Raw genomic sequence first — 19738 nt, 5'->3', positions numbered from 1 at the left:
ATCATGAGCGCGCCGTCCGCCGCCCGCCTGGTGCTGCTGCGCCACGCCAAGTCCGCCTGGCCCGACGTCGACGACCACGAGCGGCCGCTCGGCCCGCGCGGTCTGCGGGACGCGCCCGCGGCGGGCCGCTGGCTGCGCGACGCCGGCTGCCTGCCCGCCCTGGTGATCTGTTCCACCGCCCGGCGGACCCGCGAGACCTGGGAACTGGCGGCCGGGGAGCTGGGCGTCGAGGTCCCGGTGCGCTTCGACGAACGGGTGTACGCCGCCGAGCCGGAGGAACTGCTGGAGGTGGTGTCCGAGGTGCCCGAGGAGGTGGGGACGCTGCTGCTCGTCGGCCACAACCCGGGCATGGAGGAACTGGCCGTCAGCCTCGCGCGGGAGGCCGTGGGCGCCGCGGAGGCCGGGGCGATGGCGCGCCTGTCGGAGAAGTTCCCGACGTCCGCGATCGCGGTGCTCGCCTGCCCCGGTTCCTGGCGGGAGCTCGCGCCGGGCTCGGCCCGGCTGACCGATTTCGCCGTCCCCCGGGGCGCCGTCCGCTGACGCGCCGGGGGCCGGCGGAGCTCCGTCAGTCGGAGGACCGGCGCTTGCCCCGTTGGCGGCGGGGGTACGGCAGGAGCCGCGGTGAGCGTTTGGCCGCCACGTCCTCGATCCAGCCGAAGGTCAGGACCAGCAGGCCGATCAGCGGGATCGCCACCAGCATGGTGAACCACTGGCTGGTCAGCAGCCACTGGAGGTTGTCGTAGAAGAAGGGGACGCTCCAGAGCGGGTCGATCAGCGGGATCGCCGCCACCAGTGCCACCTGGTGCCACAGGTAGACGCTGACCGCGCGCGAGTTGAGCAGGCTGACCAGGCCGTTCCAGCGTTCCAGCACTCTGGGCCACTGGTCCCAGGACGGGCTGACGTGGAGCAGGATGGCCACGAAGCCCAGGGACCACAGGGCCTGGGCGATCGGCCAGGCTTCGATGTCCGTCGGTACGGTCGGGTCCACCGGCCGGGTCTGCAGGTACCAGAAGCCGGCCACCATGACCAGCGGCGCGATGGACGGCAGGACGTACTGCGGGATCTTCTTGAGCAGCCCCTCCTGGTGGGCCATGCCGAGGATCCAGCAGGAACCGAACATCGCGAAGTCGTTGGCGCTCTCCCAGACCCGGCCGTAGACGAACTCCTGGTCGGCGAAGAAGGAGTTCATGACGATCAGCACCGCCAGGGGGCTGAACAGCGTCACCCACGGAAGCCGGCGCAGCGCCCAGAGCATCAGCGGCGAGAGCAGGACGTACCACAGGTAGGCGCGGAGGTACCAGAGCGGGACGGTGATCTGCAGGGCCCAGCTGCCTCCCACGCGGCCGAACCCGGGCAGTTCCTCGGCGAACGGCGGAGTGCTCAGCGGCAGGATCCAGAACGCCATCTTGGTCCACCACCAGGTGGGGTGGCCCTCGGAGTCGGGACCCCAGCCGTCGAGGAGCTGGAGGGTGATCAGGACGGCGCCGAACAGCCACATCGGCGGCAGCAGTCGGCGCAGTCGGCCGCGGATCACGCCGAGGGCGGGACGGCTGAGCGAGCGGGCCATCAGCGAACCGGCCAGCGCGAACATCACGCCCATCGACGGGAAGACGAGGGGCAGCCAGAACCAGCCGAAGTTGTGGTAGAAGATCACGCGCACCAGGGCCAGCGCGCGCAGCAGGTCGAGGTAGCGGTCCCGGCCGCCCTTGCGCGGGGCCGGCGGCTGCGGCTCCGGCTCCGGCTCCGGCTGCTGCTCGGACCGCGGCCGCGGCTGCGGCTCGGGCTCCCAGTCCGCCTCCCAGCGCTGCCGCAGGAGTTCGGGAACCCTCAACTGGACGGTGTCCTGATGGCGCCCGGGGTTGTTGTATCCGGTCACGGTCAGGCCTCCACGGGTACGGCGACCTCGCCGGTGCGCCGGAGCTTCTGCCAGCGCAGGCGACCACCGGTCATCGCCGTGATCGCGGACTGCAGCAGAACGATGTACATGAGCTGCCGGTAGACCAGCTGCTGGATCGGCAGGCTGATCAGGTACCAGGGCTTCTCGTGGTCGAGATGGAAGGCGTACCAGGACAGTGCGGCCTGGAGCAGGATGAAGCCGCCCCAGCTGGTGAGGGTGATCCCGGCGTCCCCGAAGAACACGCCGTACAGCAGGAACAGGTCGACCAGCGGCGCCAGCAGCGGGGCGATCACGCCGAACAGCACGACGAGCGGCAGCCCGATCCGGCCGAAGCGCCCGGCCGGGCCGCGGGCGGTCACCGCGGCGCGGTGCTTCCACATCGCCTGCATGCTGCCGTAGCTCCAGCGGTACCGCTGGGACCAGAGCTGCTGGAGGCTGGCGGGAGCCTCGGTCCAGGCGCGGGCGTCCTCGGCGTAGACGATCCGCCAGCCGTCGCAGAGCACGGCGATGGTGATGTCGGTGTCCTCGGCGAGGGTGTCGTCGCTCATCCCGCCGACCCGTCGCAGGGCCTCCTTGCGGAAGGCGCCGACCGCGCCGGGGATGGTCTGGATGACGTTGAGCATGTCGTACATCCGGCGGTCCAGGTTGTGGCCGAGGACGTACTCGATGTGCTGCCAGGCGCCGATCAGGCTGTCACGGTTGCCGACCTTGGCGTTGCCCGCGACCGCGCCGATCCCGGCGTCACCGAAGGGCTGGACCAGCTCGCGCACGGTGGACGGTTCGAAGACGGTGTCGCCGTCCATCATCACGATGATCTCGTGCGAGGCGGCCGCGATACCGGTGTTGAGCGCGCTGGACTTGCCGCCGTTGGCCTTGCGGATCAGCCGGACGAACGGCAGGTTCATCTCCTCGACTATGTCCGCGGTGCCGTCCGAGGAGCCGTCGTCGATGACGATGACTTCGATCGGATAGTCACTGAGGGCCAGGGAGTTGAGGGTGTTGGCTATGCACTCGCGCTCGTTGTACGCCGGGACCAGGACCGTGACCTTCTCGGTGACGGGCGTTCCCCAGGCGTCCCGCCGCTTGGCGCGGCGGGCGTGCATCGGTGCGAGGACGAGCATCAGGCCGAACCGGCCGAAGTTGAGGAAGCCGACGAGGGCCAGCAGCCCGACCAGCACCGGCAGGGTGTGCACGGCGACCTGGGTGGCCCAGATGTAGCCCTTGCCCGCCCACAGCTGGAATCCGGTCACCGGCACGGTGGCGCTGGAGGCGCCGAGCGCGTCGGAGATGGTGGTGAAGCGGTAGCCCTGGGCCTGCAGTTTGGTGATGATCTGCTCGAGCGCGGCGATGGTCTGGGTACGGTCGCCACCCGCATCGTGCAGCAGGATCATCTCGCCCGCACCGGGGGTGGCCGGCATGGCCGCCTTGACGATCGCGTCGACACCGGGACGCTTCCAGTCGTCGGTGTCCCGGTCGATGAACGCGGTGAGGTAGCCGCGTGCTCCCACGTACTTGATGACCGGGTAGTTCCAGTCGTCCATCGCCGAGGCGTCGGAGGAGTACGGCGGGCGGAACAGCGCGCTGTGCACGCCCGCGACTCCGGCCAGCGCCAGCTGCGTCTGCGCCAGCTCCCAGCCGATCCGGCCGTGGGACTGCAACGCCATGTCGGCGTGCGTGAAGGTGTGCACACCGATCTCGTGGCCGCCCGCGACGATCTGCCGGATCAGATCCGGGTTGCGCGTGGTCATGGCGCCGGTCACGAAGAAGGACGCACGGATGTCGTGGGCCTCCAGCACCTTGAGGATCTTCGGAGTCCACTCCGGGGAGGGACCGTCGTCGAAGCTCAGCACCACGGTGCGGTCGGGGATGTGATAGCTCACGGGCTTTTCGTTCTTGCTGCCGCGCGCGTCGATGACCGGACCACCCTTGAGCAGGTGCTGCGGCACGGTCGTCTTGTCGACCGAGATGGCGACCCGGTCGTCGTGGAAGGCCTCGTTGGTGGCGAGGCCGCGCAACACGAGAAGCGCAAGCAGGCACGCCAGCAGGGACAGCGGCATGAAGAAGCGCAGCGGCGGCGCGGCCAGTCGGCGCGGCCTCAGCAGGGACTGCCGGCGGCGCTGATGGCGGGACAATGACGCTCCTGGAGATGGGTGGTGCGGACGATCAGGGGTTCTTGGCCGACGGGCCCGACGGGCTCGTGCCGGGCGGCGTGGTGGCCGTGGGGTCCGGTGTGCCGGCCATGGGCTTCGGCGTGCTCGCCGTGGGCTTCGGTTTGACGGCCGGGGGTTTCGGGCTGGCCGCCGCGGACTTCGACGGAGCGGCCGACGGCTTCGGCGTGGTGCCCGCCTGCTTCGACGTGGTGGCCGACGGCTTCGTCTGCGGTGGCGCGGACGGTGTGGCCGTCCGGGAGGCGGACGGCGATGACGGCGCCACGGACGCTGACGGCGCCGGGGTGCCCGAGGGCGCAGGTGAGGGCGGCGAGCCGGGCGACCGCGAGGGCTGTACGGGTATGCCCATCGCCGGGGCGTCCGCCTGGAGGCCGATCAGGCTGCTGCCCATGGCGACCGCCAGGACCGCGCCGACCACGGAGACCGGCCAGCCGAGACCCCGCAGCAGACGGCCGCGCAGACCTGACTGGTCGACGAAAACCGGGTCGGGCAGGGGCCCCTCGAAGCTCGACCCGGACATTTCAGGCTGTTCCTGGTGCGCCGATCCGTGTTCATGGGAACTGATGACTGAGCGCACCTTGCGGGGCCTTTCAGGGCAGGGTACGTAGACCGTGGGATGGCAGGGCGAACGCTAGTGCACCCGCCCGAATCGACTTGGGCCCGATGTGCGCTTTTGGAGCGGTCTGCCCCTGCGTCGTAATCGGATTGGAATACCAATTGGCAGTACCAGCCGGTAAGCCTGTACGCACAGTTGCGGATGCTGATCGGCCCGCATTCGGCCGGGCGGTTTCGACGGGGCGGCGATGACGGTGATCCCGGAGGCCGTGGTCTCGAAGGTCCGCCCGAACCTTAGGATGACCACTTCATGTGATCAGCAACTGATCTTCATGTAAGGGCGTGTCCTGCACCGCCCCTACGCCCCAAGGAGCCCGTGTGAGTCACCCCCGCCGCACCTCTCGTCGCCGCGCGTGGACCGCGCTCACGCTGCCCGCCCTCCTGTGCGTACTCGCCGCGTGCACCAGCAGCGGATCCGGCGGACCCGGCCGCGATGACGCCGCGCCCGCCAAGAGCGCTTCGCCGACCCCGTCCGGACCGCCGGGAACCCTGTTCGACACCTTCCAGTACAGCGGCCCCGACGACCCCGCGCTCGGCGCCAACGGCTGGGAGGTCCGTACCGGTGGGGGCGGCCCGGGGATCAAGGACACCTGGACGTCCGCCGGCGCCAGCTTCCCGTCCGACGCGACCGCCCAGGGCGGCAGGGTCCTTCAGCTGCAGTCCTCCACCGACGGCACCAAGCAGGGCACCAAGCAGGTCGAGGTGCAGACCACCGGCACCCCCCTCTTCACCGGGACCTACGCCGCTCGGGTCTACCTGAGCGACAAGCCCGTCAGCGGCCGCAACGGCGACCACGTCGTCGAGACCTTCTTCCCGATCTCCGCCTCGGACTCCTCGCCGAACTACAGCGAACTGGACTTCGAGTACCTGCCGAACGGCGGCTGGGGTTCGGTGGGTCCGCAGCTCGACACCACGAGCTGGTTCAAGGCCGATCCGCCGGACCGGGTCACCCACGCGCTCAAGAAGCAGCGCCTCGAGGGCTGGCACATCATGATGATCACCTTCATGGACGGAAAGGCGACCTATTCGCTGGACGGCAAGGACCTGTTCACCAGCTCCGGCAAATACGTCCCGCGCGAGAAGGTGGACATGCATTTCAGCAACTGGTTCATCGATCTTCCCTTCACCGGTGGTTCGCGTACCTGGAACATGAAAGTCAACTGGTTCTACTACAAGGCCGGTGAAGCCGTTTCCCCGGCGGACGTACAGAAAACGGTGGACGGCTTCTACGGCGCCGGAACCCACCACATCAACACCGTTCCCAAGTCCTGACTTCGGTGCGGAGCGAGCCGGGCCGCTCTGGCCGGCCCGGCTCACTCCGCGCGTAGTGCCCGAAGCGCTGAAGGACGGGGCCCTCACCCCGGGGGCGCGACCAGGCCGAGTTCGTAGGCGAGGATCACGAGGTGGACCCGGTCGCGCGCGTCGAGTTTGGTGAAGAGCCGTGCGAGGTGGGCCTTGGCGGTGGCCACGCTGATGGTGAGCTCCCCGGCGATCTCCGCATTGGACAGGCCGCGGCCGACCAGTGTCAGGACCTCGCGCTCCCGGTCCGTGATGCCGCCGGCGGCCGCCCGCCGGGCTCCCGGGGATCCCCCCGGCCGGGCACCGGGGGACGGATCGGGCCGCGCCGCGAACTCCCCGATGAGCCGGCGCGTGACGCTCGGCGCGATGAGCGCGTCCCCGGCGGCGACGACGCGGACCCCGTCGAGGATGGACTCCAGGGGCATGTCCTTGACGAGGAAACCGCTCGCGCCGGCGCGGAGCGCACCGTAGACGTACTCGTCGTCGTCGAAGGTGGTGAGGACCAGCACGCGGGTCGTGGACGCCGGATCCGCGTCGATCCGGCGGGTGGCCTCGATCCCGTCCGTGCCGGGCATCCGGATGTCCATGATGGCGACGTCCGGCCGCAGGCGGGCCACCAGCTCCACGGCGTCGGCGCCGTTCCCGGCCTCCCCGACCACCTCCAGGTCCGGGGTGTCGGCGATGAGCACGCGCAGGCCCGTACGGATCAGCGGCTGGTCGTCGATCAGCACCACCCGGATCACCGTGCCGCCTCCACCGGTATCGGCAGCAGGGCCGCCACGCGGAAACCGCCGTCGGGGAGCGGGCCGGCGCTGAACTCGCCGTGCAGCAGGCCGACTCGCTCCCGCATGCCGACGATGCCGTATCCGGAGCCGCCGGCGCCGTCCCCGCGACCGGGGCCGCGGCCGCGGTCGAGCACCTCGACGGCCAGCTCGCCCCGGCGGTGGTCGACCGTCACCGTGCAGTCCCGGGTGCCGGAGTGCCGCATCACGTTGGTGACCGCCTCCTGGACGATGCGGAAGGCCGCCAGGTCTACGTCCGGGGGCAGTTCGCGCCGCTCCCCCAGCCGGCGCACGTCGACCCGGACACCGGCGGCCGCGCTGCGCCCGACCAGGTGGCCGAGGGCGGCGAGACCGGGGACCGGATCCAGCGGCGCCGCCTCGTCCTCGCCCTTGCGCAGGGCGCCGAGCATCCGCCGCAGGCCGGCGAGGGTCTCCCTGCCGGTGGCCTCGATGGCGTCGAGGGCCTTGCGCGTCTCGGCGGGCTGGGTGTCCATGACCCGGCTGCCCACACCGGCCTGGATGGTGATGATGCCGATGTTGTGGGCGACCATGTCGTGCAGTTCGCGGGCGATGCGCAGCCGTTCGGCGGTGACCGCCTGGCGGGTGGCCTGGGAGCGCACCGTGTCGGCGTGGGCCCGGTCCTGACGGATCGTGTTGCCGATCAGCCAGGCGATGGCGACGGTCAAGGCGAGCCCGGCGGGCGCCGAGGGGTTGAAGGAGTACCCGCGGGCCAGCTGCCAGGCCGCGTAGCCCGCCGGCGTGGCGACGCAGAGCAGGGCGGCGGGCACCGAGACCCGCCGCGAGCGGGTCGCGGCGGTGTAGCCCACGGCCGCGTCGGCCAGCAGGAACAGGACGAAGGTCGTCTCCCGCACCGCCATCCCGATCGAGAACACGGAGCCGGCCAGCGCGACGGCCACGGCGGCCAGCGGCGCCCGGACCAGCAGCAGCGCGCCCAGGGTCGTGACGACAGCGGTGACCAGGAGCGGGGCGTCCTCGATGTTGCCGTCGTACTGGACCAGGTGACGGAGCTCGTCCGGCCGTTGCAGCATGCGCACCAGGATGAGCGCCACCCAGAAGGCACCCACCCACGCACCCGGTGGCACACGTCTGAGCAGCGGTGGACGAGGAGCAGCCGTCATCGTCCGATCGTATCCGCGCCCGCCCGCCGGGGCATTGGCCCACGGACCTAATCCCCCGGGCCACCCGCGGGGCTCCGCGATGTGAACCACCGGCCGACGCACGGGCCGTGCCCGTACCGGCAGCGTGGACCCCGTGATCGAATCGACTCGGCTGACCAAGCGGTACGGCGACACCCTCGCCGTCGACGACCTGACCTTCACCGTGGAACCGGGCCGGGTGACGGGCTTCCTCGGCCCCAACGGCGCCGGCAAGTCCACCACCTTGCGGATGGTCCTGGGCCTGAACGCGCCGACCGGCGGGACCGTCACCGTGGACGGGGTTCCCTTCGCCGGCCGCCCGCGCGGACTCCGCCACGTCGGCGCACTGTTGGACGCCCAGGACGTGCACGGCGGACGGAGCGCGCGGGCCCATCTGTCCGCCCTGGCCCGAAGCAACCGCATCCCGCTGTCCCGGGTGGACGCGGTCCTGGGGGAGGCCGGGCTGACGAAGGCGGCGGCCCGCCGGATCGGCGGGTTCTCCCTCGGGATGAAGCAGCGCCTCGGCATCGCGGGCGCCCTGCTCGGCGATCCGCCGGTGCTGCTGTTCGACGAGCCCCTGAACGGCCTGGATCCCGAGGGCGTGCTGTGGGTACGCGGACTGTTCCGGCGGCTGGCCTCCGAGGGCCGCACCGTCCTGGTCTCGAGCCACATGATGGCCGAGATGGAGCACACCGCCGACCGGATCCTCGTCATCGGCCGGGGCCGTCTGATCGCCGACGCGAGCCTGGCGGAGTTCTCCGCGCGGCACGCCTCCCGGGGGGTGACGGTCCACACTCCCGACCCGGCGGCCCTGGAGGCCGTACTGCTCGCCGAGGGTGCCTCGGTGCGACGGGACGGCGGCCCGGCCGTCAGCGTCACCGGCCTGACCGCGGCCCGGATCGGCGACCTCGCCCACCGGCACCGCATCGTGCTGCACGAACTGGCCACCCACGCCCCGTCCCTGGAGTCGGCCTTCATGTCCCTCACCGCCGACAGCGTCGAATACCTCGCAGGAGAACCCCGATGAGCACACCGGCTCCGTCCGGCACCCGGCGCTCCGAACGGGCGGACGAACCCGCGGCGGCCGGGTTCACCGACCTGCTCGCCGCCGAGTGGATCAAGATGCGCTCACTCAGGTCGACTTACTGGGTGCTCGCGCTCAGCGCCGTGGTCGCGATCGCGATCAACGTGAACGGCGTCCACTCCGACCTGCCGTACATCGACCAGCCGCATCCCCCGCTTCCCGGCGAACCCCCCTACCTGTACGACCCGTTGTTCCACGGTCTGAGCAGCGTCGCAGCCGCCGTCATGGCACTGGCCGCGGCCTCCTTCGGGGCCATCACCGTCTTCGGCGAGTACGCGACGGGGATGATCCGCACCACGTTCGCCGCCGTTCCCGACCGGCGGGCGGTGATCACGGCCAAGGTGGTCCTGGTCGCGGCGGCCGCGCTCCTGCTCGGCGCCGTCGTCTCCGTGACCTCGTTCTTCACCGTCAACGCGATGCTGGCCTCCCGGCAGGTCGGGCTCTCGATCCAAGACCCCGGCTGCCTGCGGGCCGTCGCGGCCTACGCCCTGGTCGTCCCGGTGTGCGCCCTGATCGGCATGGCGTTCGGGGCCGTCCTGCGCCACGCCACGGCCTCGATCGTCGCGGTCGTGGGCATGCTCTTCATCCTGCCCCTGCTCTTGGGCGGCGACCGGTACCGGGCCCTGAAGGAGATCGGCAACCACCTGCCGCTCGCCGCCCAGGGACGACTGACCCTCAACCCGGACTCCCACACCAGCCTGGGCGCCCACCCGGGCACCGTCACCGGCTCCTGGATCGCACTCGGAGCCTGGGCCCTCGTCTCGGTGGCCGTCGCCGTGACCGCCGTCCGGCGCCGGGACGTCTGAGGCCGGGGCGCCGGAGCCGCCGGCTCGGCTCCGCCGGGGTGCTAGCGGGTGGCGAGGCGTTCCAGCAGGGTGGCGCTGTGGGCCAGTACCGCCCGCTCCTCATCGGTGAGTTCGGCCTCGATGGCCTGGGCGAGCCAGCCGGCCCTGCGGCCGCGCTCCGCTTCGAGGGCGGCCCGGCCCGCGTCCGACAGTTCGACCAGCGACTTGCGGCCGTCCGTGGGGTGCGCGCGGCGGGTGATCAGGTTCTGCTCCATGAGGAGGCCCACGGCGCGGGCCATCGACTGGGGGCGTACGCGCTGATCGGCGGCGAGGTCGCTGGTGGTCATGGCGCCGTCGCGGTCGAGCGTCTTGTCGGGCTCAGCGCCAGCGCTGTCGCAGCCGGGGCCACGACACGCTGGAACGGGGAGGAACCACCCATGTCCACACAGGCAGCCGGAACCACCGACATCGCCGGCACCACCATCGAGACCGTCACCGCCCGCCGGATCATCGACAGCCGGGGCAACCCCACGGTCGAGGTCGACGTCGTCCTGGCGGACGGATCCCTGGGGCGCGCCGCCGTCCCCTCGGGCGCCTCGACCGGCGCCCGGGAGGCCGTGGAACTGCGCGACGGGGACGCGACGCGCTGGCACGGCAAGGGCGTCGACCGGGCCGTGGCCCACGCCAACGGGGAGATCGCGACGTCCGTACGGGGCCGGAACGCGGCGGACCAGGCCGGTCTCGACGCCGCCCTGATCGCCCTCGACGGGACCGCCACGAAGTCCCGGCTCGGCGCCAACGCGATCCTCGGCGTCTCCCTCGCCGCCGCGAAGGCCGCCGCGGCGGCCCACCGCCTGCCCCTGTACCGCTACCTCGGCGGCGCCGAGGCCCACCTCCTGCCGCTGCCGATGATGAACATCGTCAACGGCGGGGCCCACGCCGACAATCCGCTGGACTTCCAGGAGTTCATGATCGCGCCCGTGGGCGCGGACACCTTCGCCGAAGCCGTCCGGATGGGCCGCGAGGTCTTCCACACCCTGCGCCGCGACCTCCTGGCCGCCGGCCACTCCACCGGCGTCGGCGACGAGGGCGGCTTCGCGCCCGCGCTGCGCACCGCCGAGGAGGCCCTCGACTTCGTGATGGCCGCCATCGAGCGCACCGGCTACCGTCCCGGCACCGACATCGGCCTGATCATGGACCCGGCGTCCTCCGAGTTCTGCCGCGACGGGGTCTACGACTACGCGGGCGAGGGAGTGCGGCGCACCCCGTCGGAGAACGTCGACTACCTGGTCAAGCTGATCGACGCCTACCCGATCCTCTCCGTCGAGGACCCGATGGCGGAGAACGACTGGGAGGGCTGGCGCGAGCTGACCGCCCGCGTCGGCGACCGCTGCCAGCTCACCGGCAACGACCTGTTCTGCACCAGCGAGACGCTGCTGCGCGAGGGCATCCGCACCGGCGCCGGCAACTCGATCCTGATCAAGGTCAACCAGATCGGCACCCTGACCGAGGCGCTGGCCGCCGTGGCCACGGCCCACCAGGCTGGCTGGACGGCCGTGATGTCGCACCGCTCGGGCGAGACGGAGGACACCACCATCGCGGACCTGGCGGTGGCGTCCGGCTGCGGTCAGATCAAGACCGGGTCGCTGTCCCGGTCCGACCGGACGGCCAAGTACAACCAGCTGATCCGGATCGAAGAGGAGCTGGGCTCCTCGGCCCGCTTCGCGGGCCGCTCCGCACTGCGCGGGGCCTGAACGGCGGGGCCCCGCACCCGTGGGTGCGGGGCCCTCTGGGCTCAGTGGGCGTGACCGTCCGCGTGCGAAGGGGCCGCGGGAGCGGGCTTCGCGGTGGGCGACGCTCCGGGGGCCGGGCTCGCCGGGGCGGTGGCGGCGGGAGCCTGGTCGTCGGCCGCGGGTTCTTCGGCGGTGCCGTGGCTGTGGCCGCCTCCGGAGGACGCGCTCTCCATGGAGGCGGCGACTTCCCGCAGGCCGAGGAAGGCGAGGGACGCGGTGACGAGGACCGCCAGGCCGACGACGCCGAAGATCCGGCGTGCCGGGGTGTCCGCGTCCTTGATCACGTAGGCGACGAAGGAGACGACCAGCCCGGCGGGGACCAGGACGGCTCCGCGGGCGGGGAAGTCGTCGAAGTGCTGCAAGCCGCCGCTGAGCATGCCGATGCCGAAGGACAGCAGCAGCGAGGCGCCCATCACCAGCAGCAGGCGGGGCAGCCCCGGGCGCTCCCTGGTGAGCACGAACTCGTTGAGGACGGTCGCGGCGAGGAAGACGAGGGCGCCGTACACGGCGATGCGGGTGTAGCGGTCGGGGTCGAGCGGGTGGTGGACGACGGCGCCGCTGATGAGGCCGGCGCCGACGAAGTAGCCGACGTAGCCGAGGTACCGGGCGGCCAGGGACCGCCGCCGGGCCATGCCGGCGTGGTGCTTGCGCCGGGCGGCGCGTCCCGTGGCGGGAGAGTCCGGCGAGGTGTCCGCGGTCCGGGCGCCGAAGAGCTGGGTCGAAGTCACGTGCGAGTTCCTTTGGTGCTGCGTGCATGGCTCATCACCCGGCCGACCGCGCGAGGGCGGCCCGGGGTCTGCGATGAGAGTCGGGTCAGGTCAGATCAGAGCGGGGCAAAGTGCCCGGTCCTATACCTGCTGCACCACGGAGCCGAGGACGCTTCGCAAGGGCGGGAGGCCGGACGCGGCGGTCCGCTCCCACCGGGCCGGCCGCATCGCGGCGACGGCGGGGGACTGATCGCCGAGGGGAACCATCGGCGGCTCGGGCAGCTCCGCACCCTGCTGGGGGTGGCCGGAGACGCACGCCTCGGCGGCGTGCGCGTGCCCGCCGCCGTCGCCGTGCCCGTGGGGCGCCCCGGCGCCGTGGGGGTCGGCGATGCCGACGGCGTCAGGGGTGTCGCCGGCACCGGCCCCGATGGCATCCAGGTGGGCGACGGGGACGGCCCCGCGGGCGACGTGCGCCGAGGCGGTGTCGGCTCCGGCGGCATGCGTGTAGAGCAGCGCGAACAACAGGGCCGCCGGCCACAGCAGTCGCAGCGCACCCGCCGGCCGGCGGACCCGCTTCGCGCTGGATGCAGCTCCGGCCGTGATCACGCCCCGACCCTATCCGGCGCCCGGAATCCGCTGTGCGGCAGCCCCGTTGACACCAGACGTACGACAGGGGAAGCCTCCCTCCGCACACGGACCGCTCCCAGACGCCAAGACTCCACGAAATCAGATGTATCCGGCATTTCGCCCGCCCGCTCTCGGGGCTCCCGTGGTTGCATCCTCATCGGAGGGGTGCACATCTCACCGGGACCTGGAGGAGGCTGGATGTCCGGCTCGGCTTTCCACCGCCCGAGGCGTGCGATGCGCAGGGATCTGGCCCAGCTCGTCTGCGCGGTCGCCGGGCTGGTCCTGGGGGTGCTGGTCCCCAGGCTCTCGCTGGGTCCGCAGGTGGACGCCGGACCCGTGGTGACGCTCCTGTTCACCCTCGGATTCGGTGTCATCAGCCTGGTGAGCATCATCTATTCGATGCTGTTCCTGGTCGTCCAGTTCTCCGCCACCACCTTCACCCCGCGCCTCGGACTCTTCCGGGACGACCCGATCGTGTGGCGTGCGTTCGCCTTCACCGTCGGCGTGTTCGTCTTCAGCATCACCTCGGGGCTGGCCGTCGGCGCCCGCAGGGCGACCGTCTCGACCCTCGTTCCCGGCACCGCCATGGTGCTCACCCTGATCGCGCTCGCGCTCATGCGGTCGTTGCAGACGGGAGCGTTCCAGTCGATCCAGCTCGGCCATTCCCTGAGCGCGATCGCCATGCGGGCGCACCGGCTGTTCGACGACCTGTACGGACGGCCGTACGACCCGGACTCGAGCCCGGACACCGACCCGGACCCGGCCCCACCGCCCGTGGCGGCCGGGGCCACGGCCGTCCTGTGGTCGGGACCGGCGGTGGTGGTCCAGCAGATCAACGTACGCGCCCTGGTCGGCGCGGCCAGGGAGCGCGACTGCTCCATCGCCTTCCTCGTCCCCCCGGGAGCGACCGTGTCGCGGGGCATGGCGCTGGCCGAGGTGACCGGCGGCGAGGTGCCCGAGGCGGTGCTGCGCGGCGCCCTGGAGACCGGGGTCGAGCGCACCTTCGGCCAGGACCCCGATCTGCCCTTCAGACTCCTCGCCGACATCGCGCTGCGCGCGCTCTCCCCCGCCGTGAACGACCCGGCCACGGCGGTGGAGAGCCTGGACCGCATCGAGGACCTGCTGACCCGTCTCGCCGGACGCGAGCTGAGCATCGGTCACTTCGCCGACGGGGCCGGCCGGTTGCGGGTGACGGTCCCCGTGCCCGACTGGGAGGGGTACCTGCGGACGGCCGTCGACGACCTCCTCTACGTCGCCGCCGGCTCCCCGATGGCCCTGCGCAGGATGCGCGACCTGCTGGGCAGGCTGGCGGAGCGGGCCCCGGAGAGCCGGCGCGGTGTCGTACGGGACCGGCTCCGGTGGGTCGACCGGGCCGGGCGCGAGAGGTACCCGCTCACCTGGCCGGACGGGACCTCACCCGGCGGTACGGGCCCCACCCCCCGTAGCGCGTGAACCGCCCATGCCGTCGTAGGCGTTGACCTGGGCGGTGGGGACGTGGCTCTCGTTGGCTTCGCTGCCCCGGCCGAAGTGGTTCAGCAGCAGGTTGAGGAGGACGGCGACGAGGCATCCCGCCGTGATGCCCGACCCCAGCACCAGGGCGACGGGCGCGGGGAGCCGCTCGTAGAAGTCGGCCGACGCGACGGGGAAGAGACCGAAGGCGAGGGCGACGGACACGATGATGCCGTTGTGCCCGGTGCCCAGGGAGGCCTTGGCCAGGGTCCGGATCCCGGCGACGGTGATCGAGCCGAAGAAGACGACCGCCGCCCCGCCGAGCACGGGCAGCGGCACGAGCGCGACGAGCGAGCCCAGGACCGGCACGAGGCCCATGAGGACCAGGATCGCTCCGCACAGGGTGACCGCGTACCGGCTGCGGATGCGGCTGATCGCGACCAGGCCGACGTTCTGTGCGTAGGCGGTGCTCACGAAGGCACCCAGGACGCCGCCGAGTGCGGTGCCCAGCCCCTGGGCGCGCAGGCTGCCCGTGATGACGCGGTCGTCGACCGGCCGGTCGACGACCGATCCCACCGCGATCAGGGAGGCGGTGGATTCCGTCATGGAGACGAGCATGATGACGAGCATGGTGGCGATGACCGGCACCTCGAACTGCGGGGCGCCGAAGGCGAACGGCTCCGGGAGCGCGAACAGCGGTGCCTGGGAGAGGGCTTGGAAATCCACCTTGCCCATCGGTACCGCGGCGGCCGTGCCGGCGATGAGGCCGAGCAGGATGGCGACCCGCTGCAGGAAGCGTCCGCTGAGGAGCCGGTGGAGGAGGAGCGTGAAGGCGAGGGTTCCGGCGGCGAGCGCGAGGTTGGACGGCGAGCCGTAGCCGGAGGACGCGGGGTCGCCGCCCCGGGCCCATTCCCCGGCCACCGGCAGCAGCGAGAGGCCGACCAGTGTGATGACGGAACCGCTGACGACGGGCGGGAAGTAGCGCAGGAGCCGGCAGAAGGCCGGGGCCAGGAGGAAGCAGACGGCCCCGGCGACGAGGGTGGCGCCGAACACCAGGGGCAGCGGGTCCTGCCCCTGTGACACGGAGGCGGCGAGGACCGGTGACACCACGGCGAAGGAGACGCCGTTGGTGACGGGCAGCCCGGCCCCGACGCCCCAGAACCGCAGCGTCTGGGCCACGGTGGCCAGGCCCGCGACCACGAGGCTCGCGGCCAGCAGCACGGTGAGCTGCGCCGCGGTCAGGCCCAGGGCGCCGCCGATGATCAGCGGGGGCGCCGCGAGGCCCGCGTACATGCTGGCCACGTGTTGCAGGGCGGCGGGGACCATCCGCCGCAGGGGCAGGACCTCGTCCGCGGGATGGACGGGGAGGGTCGAAGCGGAGCGTTCGGGCGTGAAGGGCATAGGGGAGCGCAAGGGGGAGAGTCCCTCCGAGAGACCTCCCGGCCGGCGGGCGGCGGGGACGGTCGGGGTGGAGCAAGCACGGCCGGAAGAGCCGGACAAGTGGACGGACTTGCCCGGAGGGATACGGAAATCGTGCCGGTATCCGGGGTACGGAGAACGGTCAGATTCCTCATTGCGGAATTTACTTTCCACTGTGGACGACTGCGACCCTACGAACCGACCCCCCGGCCGTCAACTCCTCCAGGGCGGCGAATCGATTCCTTCGATTCTTTGGATGTACGCACAATCCCCGTTGACCGGGGCCTTTCGGCGCGCGTAGACCGGCGCCCCGGGCACCCCGCGGATTCCGCAGGCCTTGGCTGGGGCTCGCCGTCGCCCTACGGTGTGCGGCTATGCCATCCCAAGACGATCTCCACAGACCTTCCGAGGGCGAAATATCCCCCTATCCCCCACTGGACCCCCGCCGCGCTGCCGGCGTGCGCGAGCGGCTCGGACTCACGCACGGCCAGGTCGCCTGGGCCGTATCGGCCTTCCAGGGACACCCGCTCCACCCCGGCACGCTCCTGGCCTGGGAGCAGGGGGCACAGGTGCCGACGGGTCATCAGATCAAGGCACTGGCCGCCGCGTTGTGGTGTGCGCCGGGCGACCTGCTCGGCGAACCGGCCACGCTCCTGCAGTGCCGGACGCTCCTCGGGCTGACGGTGGAGCAGGCGGCCACGGGGGTCGGTATGACCCGCGACCGCTACGCCGAAGCGGAACGGCGCAACCGCTGGCGCGGGTCGGGACGGCAGACCCAGGCGCTCTTCGAGGTGCTCCGGCCGCCGCCCGCCTGCTTCGTCGGGGCGTGCGGCAGGACGGGGCAGTTGCGCGTGCTGCTGCGGGAGGCGGTCACCGGGTGGTGGCCGAACTACGTGCGCCCCGTCGCGAAGATCGTGCCCGTGGAGCCGGCGGAGATCCAACGCGCCCTGGAGCAGCTCCACCTGGAGTACCAGCGGATCGACAACCACGGCCGGACCGGCAGCGCCGCCGAAGCCGTCGAGCGCGAGGCCCTGGCCTTCCTCGACCGGATCGACGGGCAGCTGTGGCAGCGGCTGCGCCCGCAGGGAGCCTGACCCCGCCCGCCTCCCGCATCCCGGGTCTTGACACGACCCCCGCCGCGTGAGGCACTAGAGCCACCCAGCCATACGGAAACTGCTTTCCGCATCGTGGACGATCCGTTCATGCAGTCTTCGGCAGGGCCGTCGGGGCTCGCTCACCCCACGGCACCCCGGGTTCGGGCAACTCCCCCGTTCCCCGTCACTCAGGGCACCTCCATGCCCCCCGGGCCCTCCTGTCGCCCGCTCGACTGCGTCATCGAACCAGTCCACACGGCCCCCGAGGCATCGGTCGCGCCCCAGCGCGCCCCTCCTCCGGCACCGCCGTGCCACAGCAGTCCTGGAGGTACCTTCCATGTCGCCCACCGCCACGCCCGGCTCCACCCCTCCCCCCGCGCCGGACCCGGCCGCGGCCCCCGCCGCGAAGCATCCCGTCGACCAGACCCTGCCGTTCGGAAAGCTCCTCGGCGCCGGCCTCCAGCACGTGGCGGCCATGTACGCCGGTGTCGTCGCCCCGCCCCTGGTCGTCGGCATCGGTGTGGGACTGAGCCAGGGCGAGATCGCGTTCCTGATGAGCGCGAGCCTCTTCGCCGCGGGCATCGCCACCCTGCTGCAGACGCTCGGCTTCTGGAACATCGGCGCGCGCCTCCCCTTCGTCAACGGCGTCTCCTTCGCCGGAGTGGCCCCGATGCTGGCCATCGCCAAGGCCGAGGGCCCCGAAGACGCACTGCCCGTGATCTACGGCGCCGTGATCGTGGCCGGATTGTTCGGCTTCCTGCTCGCCCCCTGGTTCTGCAAGCTCATCCGGTTCTTCCCGCCCGTCGTCACCGGCACCGTCATCACCCTGATCGGCCTGTCCCTGCTGCCCGTCGCCTTCAACTGGGCCCAGGGCGGCAACCCGCGGGCCGCGGACTACGGGGACGTCAAGTACATCGGCCTCGCCGCGGTGACCCTGCTGATCACCGTGGTGCTCCGCAGGGTGCTGCGCGGGTTCCTCAAGCAGATATCCATCCTGCTCGGGCTCCTCGCCGGCACCCTGATCGCCCTGCCCCTGGGGCTCGCGGACTTCAGCGCCGTCGCCGACGCCGACGTGGTCGGCTTCCCCACGCCCTTCCACTTCGGCGCTCCGCAGTTCGCCGCCGCCGCGATCATCTCCATGATGATCGTGATGGTCGTCTCGATGACCGAGAGCACGGCCGACGTCATCGCCCTCGGCCAGATCGTCGACAAGCCCGCGGACGAGAAGACCCTCGCCGCGGCGCTGCGCGCGGACGGCCTGGGCACCGCGCTGAGCCCCGTCTTCAACGGCTTCGCCGCCAGCGCCTTCGCCCAGAACGTCGGTCTGGTCGCCATCACCAAGGTCCGCAGCCGCTACGTCGTCGCGGCGAGCGGCGGCATCCTCATCCTGCTGGGCCTGTGCCCGTTCCTCGCTTCGGTCGTCTCCCTGGTGCCGCAGCCCGTCCTCGGCGGCGTCGGTCTCGCCCTGTTCGGCACGGTGGCCGCCAGCGGCATCCAGACCCTCGCCCAGGCAGGCCTCGAACGCGGTGACAACGTCCTCATCGTCGCCATCAGCCTCGGCATCGGCGTGATCCCCATGGCCAGCGAGGGCTTCTACCACGGCTTCCCCGAGAGCATGCGCATCATCCTCGACTCGGGCATCAGCACCGGCTGCGTCGCCGCGGTGCTGCTCAACCTCGCCTTCAACCACATCGGCCGCACCGATCAGGACGACACCGCGGAAAGGGAGCCCGCCTCCGCCGTGCCCGTGCACTGACGCCCGGGCAGCCTGACCACCGACGATCCGGCCGGCGTCTCCTCGCGAGATGCCGGTCGGATCGTCGCGTTGGTCTCAGGAGCCGGGGACCATCGTGGCGCACCGGGCGTCGGCGAGCGGGCAGTGGGTGCGGAAGCGGCAGCCGGAGGGCGGGGCCAGCGGGGACGGCGGGTCGGCGGGCAGCAGACCGGTGTCGCCGAGGGAACGGCCCGGCTCGGGCACGGCCGCGCGCAGCGCGGCGGTGTAGGGGTGTAGGGGTGGGCGGGATGTTCGGTGACGGTCGCGGTGGGGCCGGTCTCGACGATCCGGCCGCCGTACATGACCGCGATGCGCTCGGCCCGGCCGTAGAGCAGTCCGATGTCGTGGGTGATGAGCGCGGCACACCGATGCAGGAGAACGCCCCCGTGGCGGAACCGGGCATGCGCGACCGCAAGAAGGCCCGCACCCGCGAGACCATCCGCACGGCGGCGCTCGACCTCTTCGAGCAGCAGGGCTTCGAGCGCACCACGGTCGACCAGGTCTGCCGCCGGGCCGACGTCGCCCACCCCGGGCCTGCGCGAGGTCGGCGCCAACTTCAACCGGGACGTGATCACCGGCCTGTTGCGCGAGCGGTACGGCTTCGACGGAGTCGTCTGCACCGACTTCAACGCCATCACCGGCACCGAGACCCCCGGGATCACCACCCTCCCGCCGCGGAACTGGGGCGTGGAGGAACTGTCCGTGGCCGAGCAGGTCGTACCGGCCGTCGCCGCCCGGTACGGCACGGTCGTGGACCGGCCCGAGGACGCCGACGCCGCCGTGGTCCGGATCGCCGTTCTCACGCCGCTGGTCGGCCGATCCGTTTTCCTCCTGGGGGAGTTCGGGGCCGCCGACGAGCTGGTGCTCGACGCGGCCCTCGGTCGGGCGCCGGCGACGGGAAGCCTCCCGTTCGACCTGCCCTCCTCCGTGGCCGCCGTGGCGGACTCCCGGGAGGACGTCCCCTTCGACACCGGGGACCCGCTGTTCCGCTGCGGCCACCCGGCGGCCGGCTGAGCCGGGCCCCGGCCCGTACGCGGACGGCCCCCGCCCGGCCGGCACACGGGCGTCCCGTGTGCCGGCCGGTCCGT

General features: G+C 72.0%; 18 protein-coding genes and 2 pseudogenes. 11 read left to right on the top strand and 9 right to left on the bottom strand.

The features are described from left to right. Positions 1-3 precede the first annotated feature (3 nt). On the top strand, positions 4-540 hold the full coding sequence (locus AC3IX6_RS33445) for a SixA phosphatase family protein (protein ID WP_489367024.1): 537 nt from the start codon (positions 4-6) through the stop codon (positions 538-540). 25 nt (positions 541-565) lie between these two features. On the opposite strand, the gene AC3IX6_RS33440 is transcribed toward AC3IX6_RS33445, so the two are convergent. After that, complete coding sequence (locus AC3IX6_RS33440) at positions 566-1876, bottom strand: acyltransferase family protein (protein WP_489367023.1); 1311 nt, start codon at positions 1874-1876, stop codon at positions 566-568. A 2-nt stretch (positions 1877-1878) separates the two neighbouring features. Then, positions 1879-3966 carry a bifunctional polysaccharide deacetylase/glycosyltransferase family 2 protein gene (locus tag AC3IX6_RS33435; protein ID WP_489371639.1) on the bottom strand — a complete coding sequence of 696 codons (2088 nt, stop codon included), beginning with the start codon at positions 3964-3966 and terminating at the stop codon, positions 1879-1881. 62 nt (positions 3967-4028) lie between these two features. On the opposite strand from AC3IX6_RS33435, the gene AC3IX6_RS33430 reads away from it, so the two are divergent. Next, positions 4029-4673: a hypothetical protein gene (locus tag AC3IX6_RS33430; protein ID WP_489367022.1), complete on the top strand. Its 645-nt coding sequence runs from the start codon at positions 4029-4031 to the stop codon at positions 4671-4673. Positions 4674-4998: 325 nt separating this feature from the next. Beyond that, entirely contained in the window at positions 4999-5952 is a 954-nt protein-coding gene (locus tag AC3IX6_RS33425) for a glycoside hydrolase family 16 protein (protein ID WP_489367021.1), read from the top strand. 83 nt (positions 5953-6035) lie between these two features. Here the strand turns inward: AC3IX6_RS33425 and AC3IX6_RS33420 are convergent, their stop codons facing one another. After that, a complete protein-coding gene (locus AC3IX6_RS33420; protein WP_489367020.1) occupies positions 6036-6722 on the bottom strand; it encodes a response regulator in 687 nt (228 codons plus the stop codon). Beyond that, complete coding sequence (locus AC3IX6_RS33415) at positions 6719-7810, bottom strand: sensor histidine kinase (protein ID WP_489367019.1); 1092 nt, start codon at positions 7808-7810, stop codon at positions 6719-6721. The genes AC3IX6_RS33420 and AC3IX6_RS33415 overlap by 4 nt, the downstream gene beginning before the upstream one ends. A gap of 223 nt (positions 7811-8033) precedes the next feature. Between AC3IX6_RS33415 and AC3IX6_RS33410 the strand changes: the two genes are divergently transcribed. Continuing rightward, the gene (locus tag AC3IX6_RS33410; RefSeq protein WP_489367018.1) at positions 8034-8945 is read left to right on the top strand and encodes an ABC transporter ATP-binding protein; all 912 of its coding nucleotides are present in this window, start codon (positions 8034-8036) and stop codon (positions 8943-8945) included. Further along, entirely contained in the window at positions 8942-9808 is an 867-nt protein-coding gene (locus AC3IX6_RS33405; protein ID WP_489367017.1) for an ABC transporter permease, read from the top strand. Before AC3IX6_RS33410 ends, AC3IX6_RS33405 begins: the two co-directional genes overlap by 4 nt. Before the next feature lie 41 nt (positions 9809-9849). On the opposite strand, the pseudogene AC3IX6_RS33400 reads toward AC3IX6_RS33405, so the two are convergent. Then, a pseudogene (locus AC3IX6_RS33400) lies at positions 9850-10152 on the bottom strand (MarR family winged helix-turn-helix transcriptional regulator); the annotation flags it as partial. Positions 10153-10224: 72 nt separating this feature from the next. Between AC3IX6_RS33400 and eno the strand changes: the two are divergent. After that, positions 10225-11541, top strand: coding sequence for a phosphopyruvate hydratase (gene eno / locus AC3IX6_RS33395; protein ID WP_489367016.1), 1317 nt, complete (start codon positions 10225-10227; stop codon positions 11539-11541). A gap of 41 nt (positions 11542-11582) precedes the next feature. Here the strand turns inward: eno and AC3IX6_RS33390 are convergent, their stop codons facing one another. Both AC3IX6_RS33390 and AC3IX6_RS33385 read right to left on the bottom strand, forming a co-directional pair. Beyond that, complete coding sequence (locus AC3IX6_RS33390; protein WP_489367015.1) at positions 11583-12308, bottom strand: hypothetical protein; 726 nt, start codon at positions 12306-12308, stop codon at positions 11583-11585. 120 nt (positions 12309-12428) lie between these two features. Next, entirely contained in the window at positions 12429-12893 is a 465-nt protein-coding gene (locus AC3IX6_RS33385) for a hypothetical protein (RefSeq protein ID WP_489367014.1), read from the bottom strand. Positions 12894-13112: 219 nt separating this feature from the next. Between AC3IX6_RS33385 and AC3IX6_RS33380 the strand changes: the two genes are divergently transcribed. Beyond that, positions 13113-14366 carry a DUF2254 family protein gene (locus tag AC3IX6_RS33380; protein WP_489367013.1) on the top strand — a complete coding sequence of 418 codons (1254 nt, stop codon included), beginning with the start codon at positions 13113-13115 and terminating at the stop codon, positions 14364-14366. On the opposite strand, the gene AC3IX6_RS33375 is transcribed toward AC3IX6_RS33380, so the two are convergent. Continuing rightward, a complete protein-coding gene (locus tag AC3IX6_RS33375; protein WP_489367012.1) occupies positions 14328-15764 on the bottom strand; it encodes a nucleobase:cation symporter-2 family protein in 1437 nt (478 codons plus the stop codon). The genes AC3IX6_RS33380 and AC3IX6_RS33375 overlap by 39 nt on opposite strands. A gap of 476 nt (positions 15765-16240) precedes the next feature. On the opposite strand from AC3IX6_RS33375, the gene AC3IX6_RS33370 reads away from it, so the two are divergent. Both AC3IX6_RS33370 and AC3IX6_RS33365 read left to right on the top strand, forming a co-directional pair. After that, on the top strand, positions 16241-16876 hold the full coding sequence (locus AC3IX6_RS33370) for a helix-turn-helix domain-containing protein (protein ID WP_489367011.1): 636 nt from the start codon (positions 16241-16243) through the stop codon (positions 16874-16876). 337 nt (positions 16877-17213) lie between these two features. Next, positions 17214-18632: a nucleobase:cation symporter-2 family protein gene (locus tag AC3IX6_RS33365; protein ID WP_489367010.1), complete on the top strand. Its 1419-nt coding sequence runs from the start codon at positions 17214-17216 to the stop codon at positions 18630-18632. A gap of 75 nt (positions 18633-18707) precedes the next feature. Here the strand turns inward: AC3IX6_RS33365 and AC3IX6_RS33360 are convergent, their stop codons facing one another. Further along, positions 18708-19016 (bottom strand): oligopeptide/dipeptide ABC transporter ATP-binding protein, encoded by a 309-nt coding sequence (locus AC3IX6_RS33360; RefSeq protein WP_489367009.1) that lies wholly within the window; start codon positions 19014-19016, stop codon positions 18708-18710. On the opposite strand from AC3IX6_RS33360, the pseudogene AC3IX6_RS33355 reads away from it, so the two are divergent. After that, positions 18899-19168: pseudogene (locus tag AC3IX6_RS33355) on the top strand (TetR/AcrR family transcriptional regulator); the annotation flags it as partial. The gene AC3IX6_RS33360 and the pseudogene AC3IX6_RS33355 sit on opposite strands and share 118 nt — an antisense overlap. Positions 19169-19217: 49 nt before the next feature. After that, positions 19218-19664, top strand: coding sequence for a hypothetical protein (locus tag AC3IX6_RS33350; protein WP_489367008.1), 447 nt, complete (start codon positions 19218-19220; stop codon positions 19662-19664). The last annotated feature ends 74 nt before the right edge of the window (positions 19665-19738 follow it).

The organism is Streptomyces sp. GL_141 (assembly GCF_057834385.1).
This window is presented reverse-complemented; position numbering and strand designations above follow the sequence as displayed.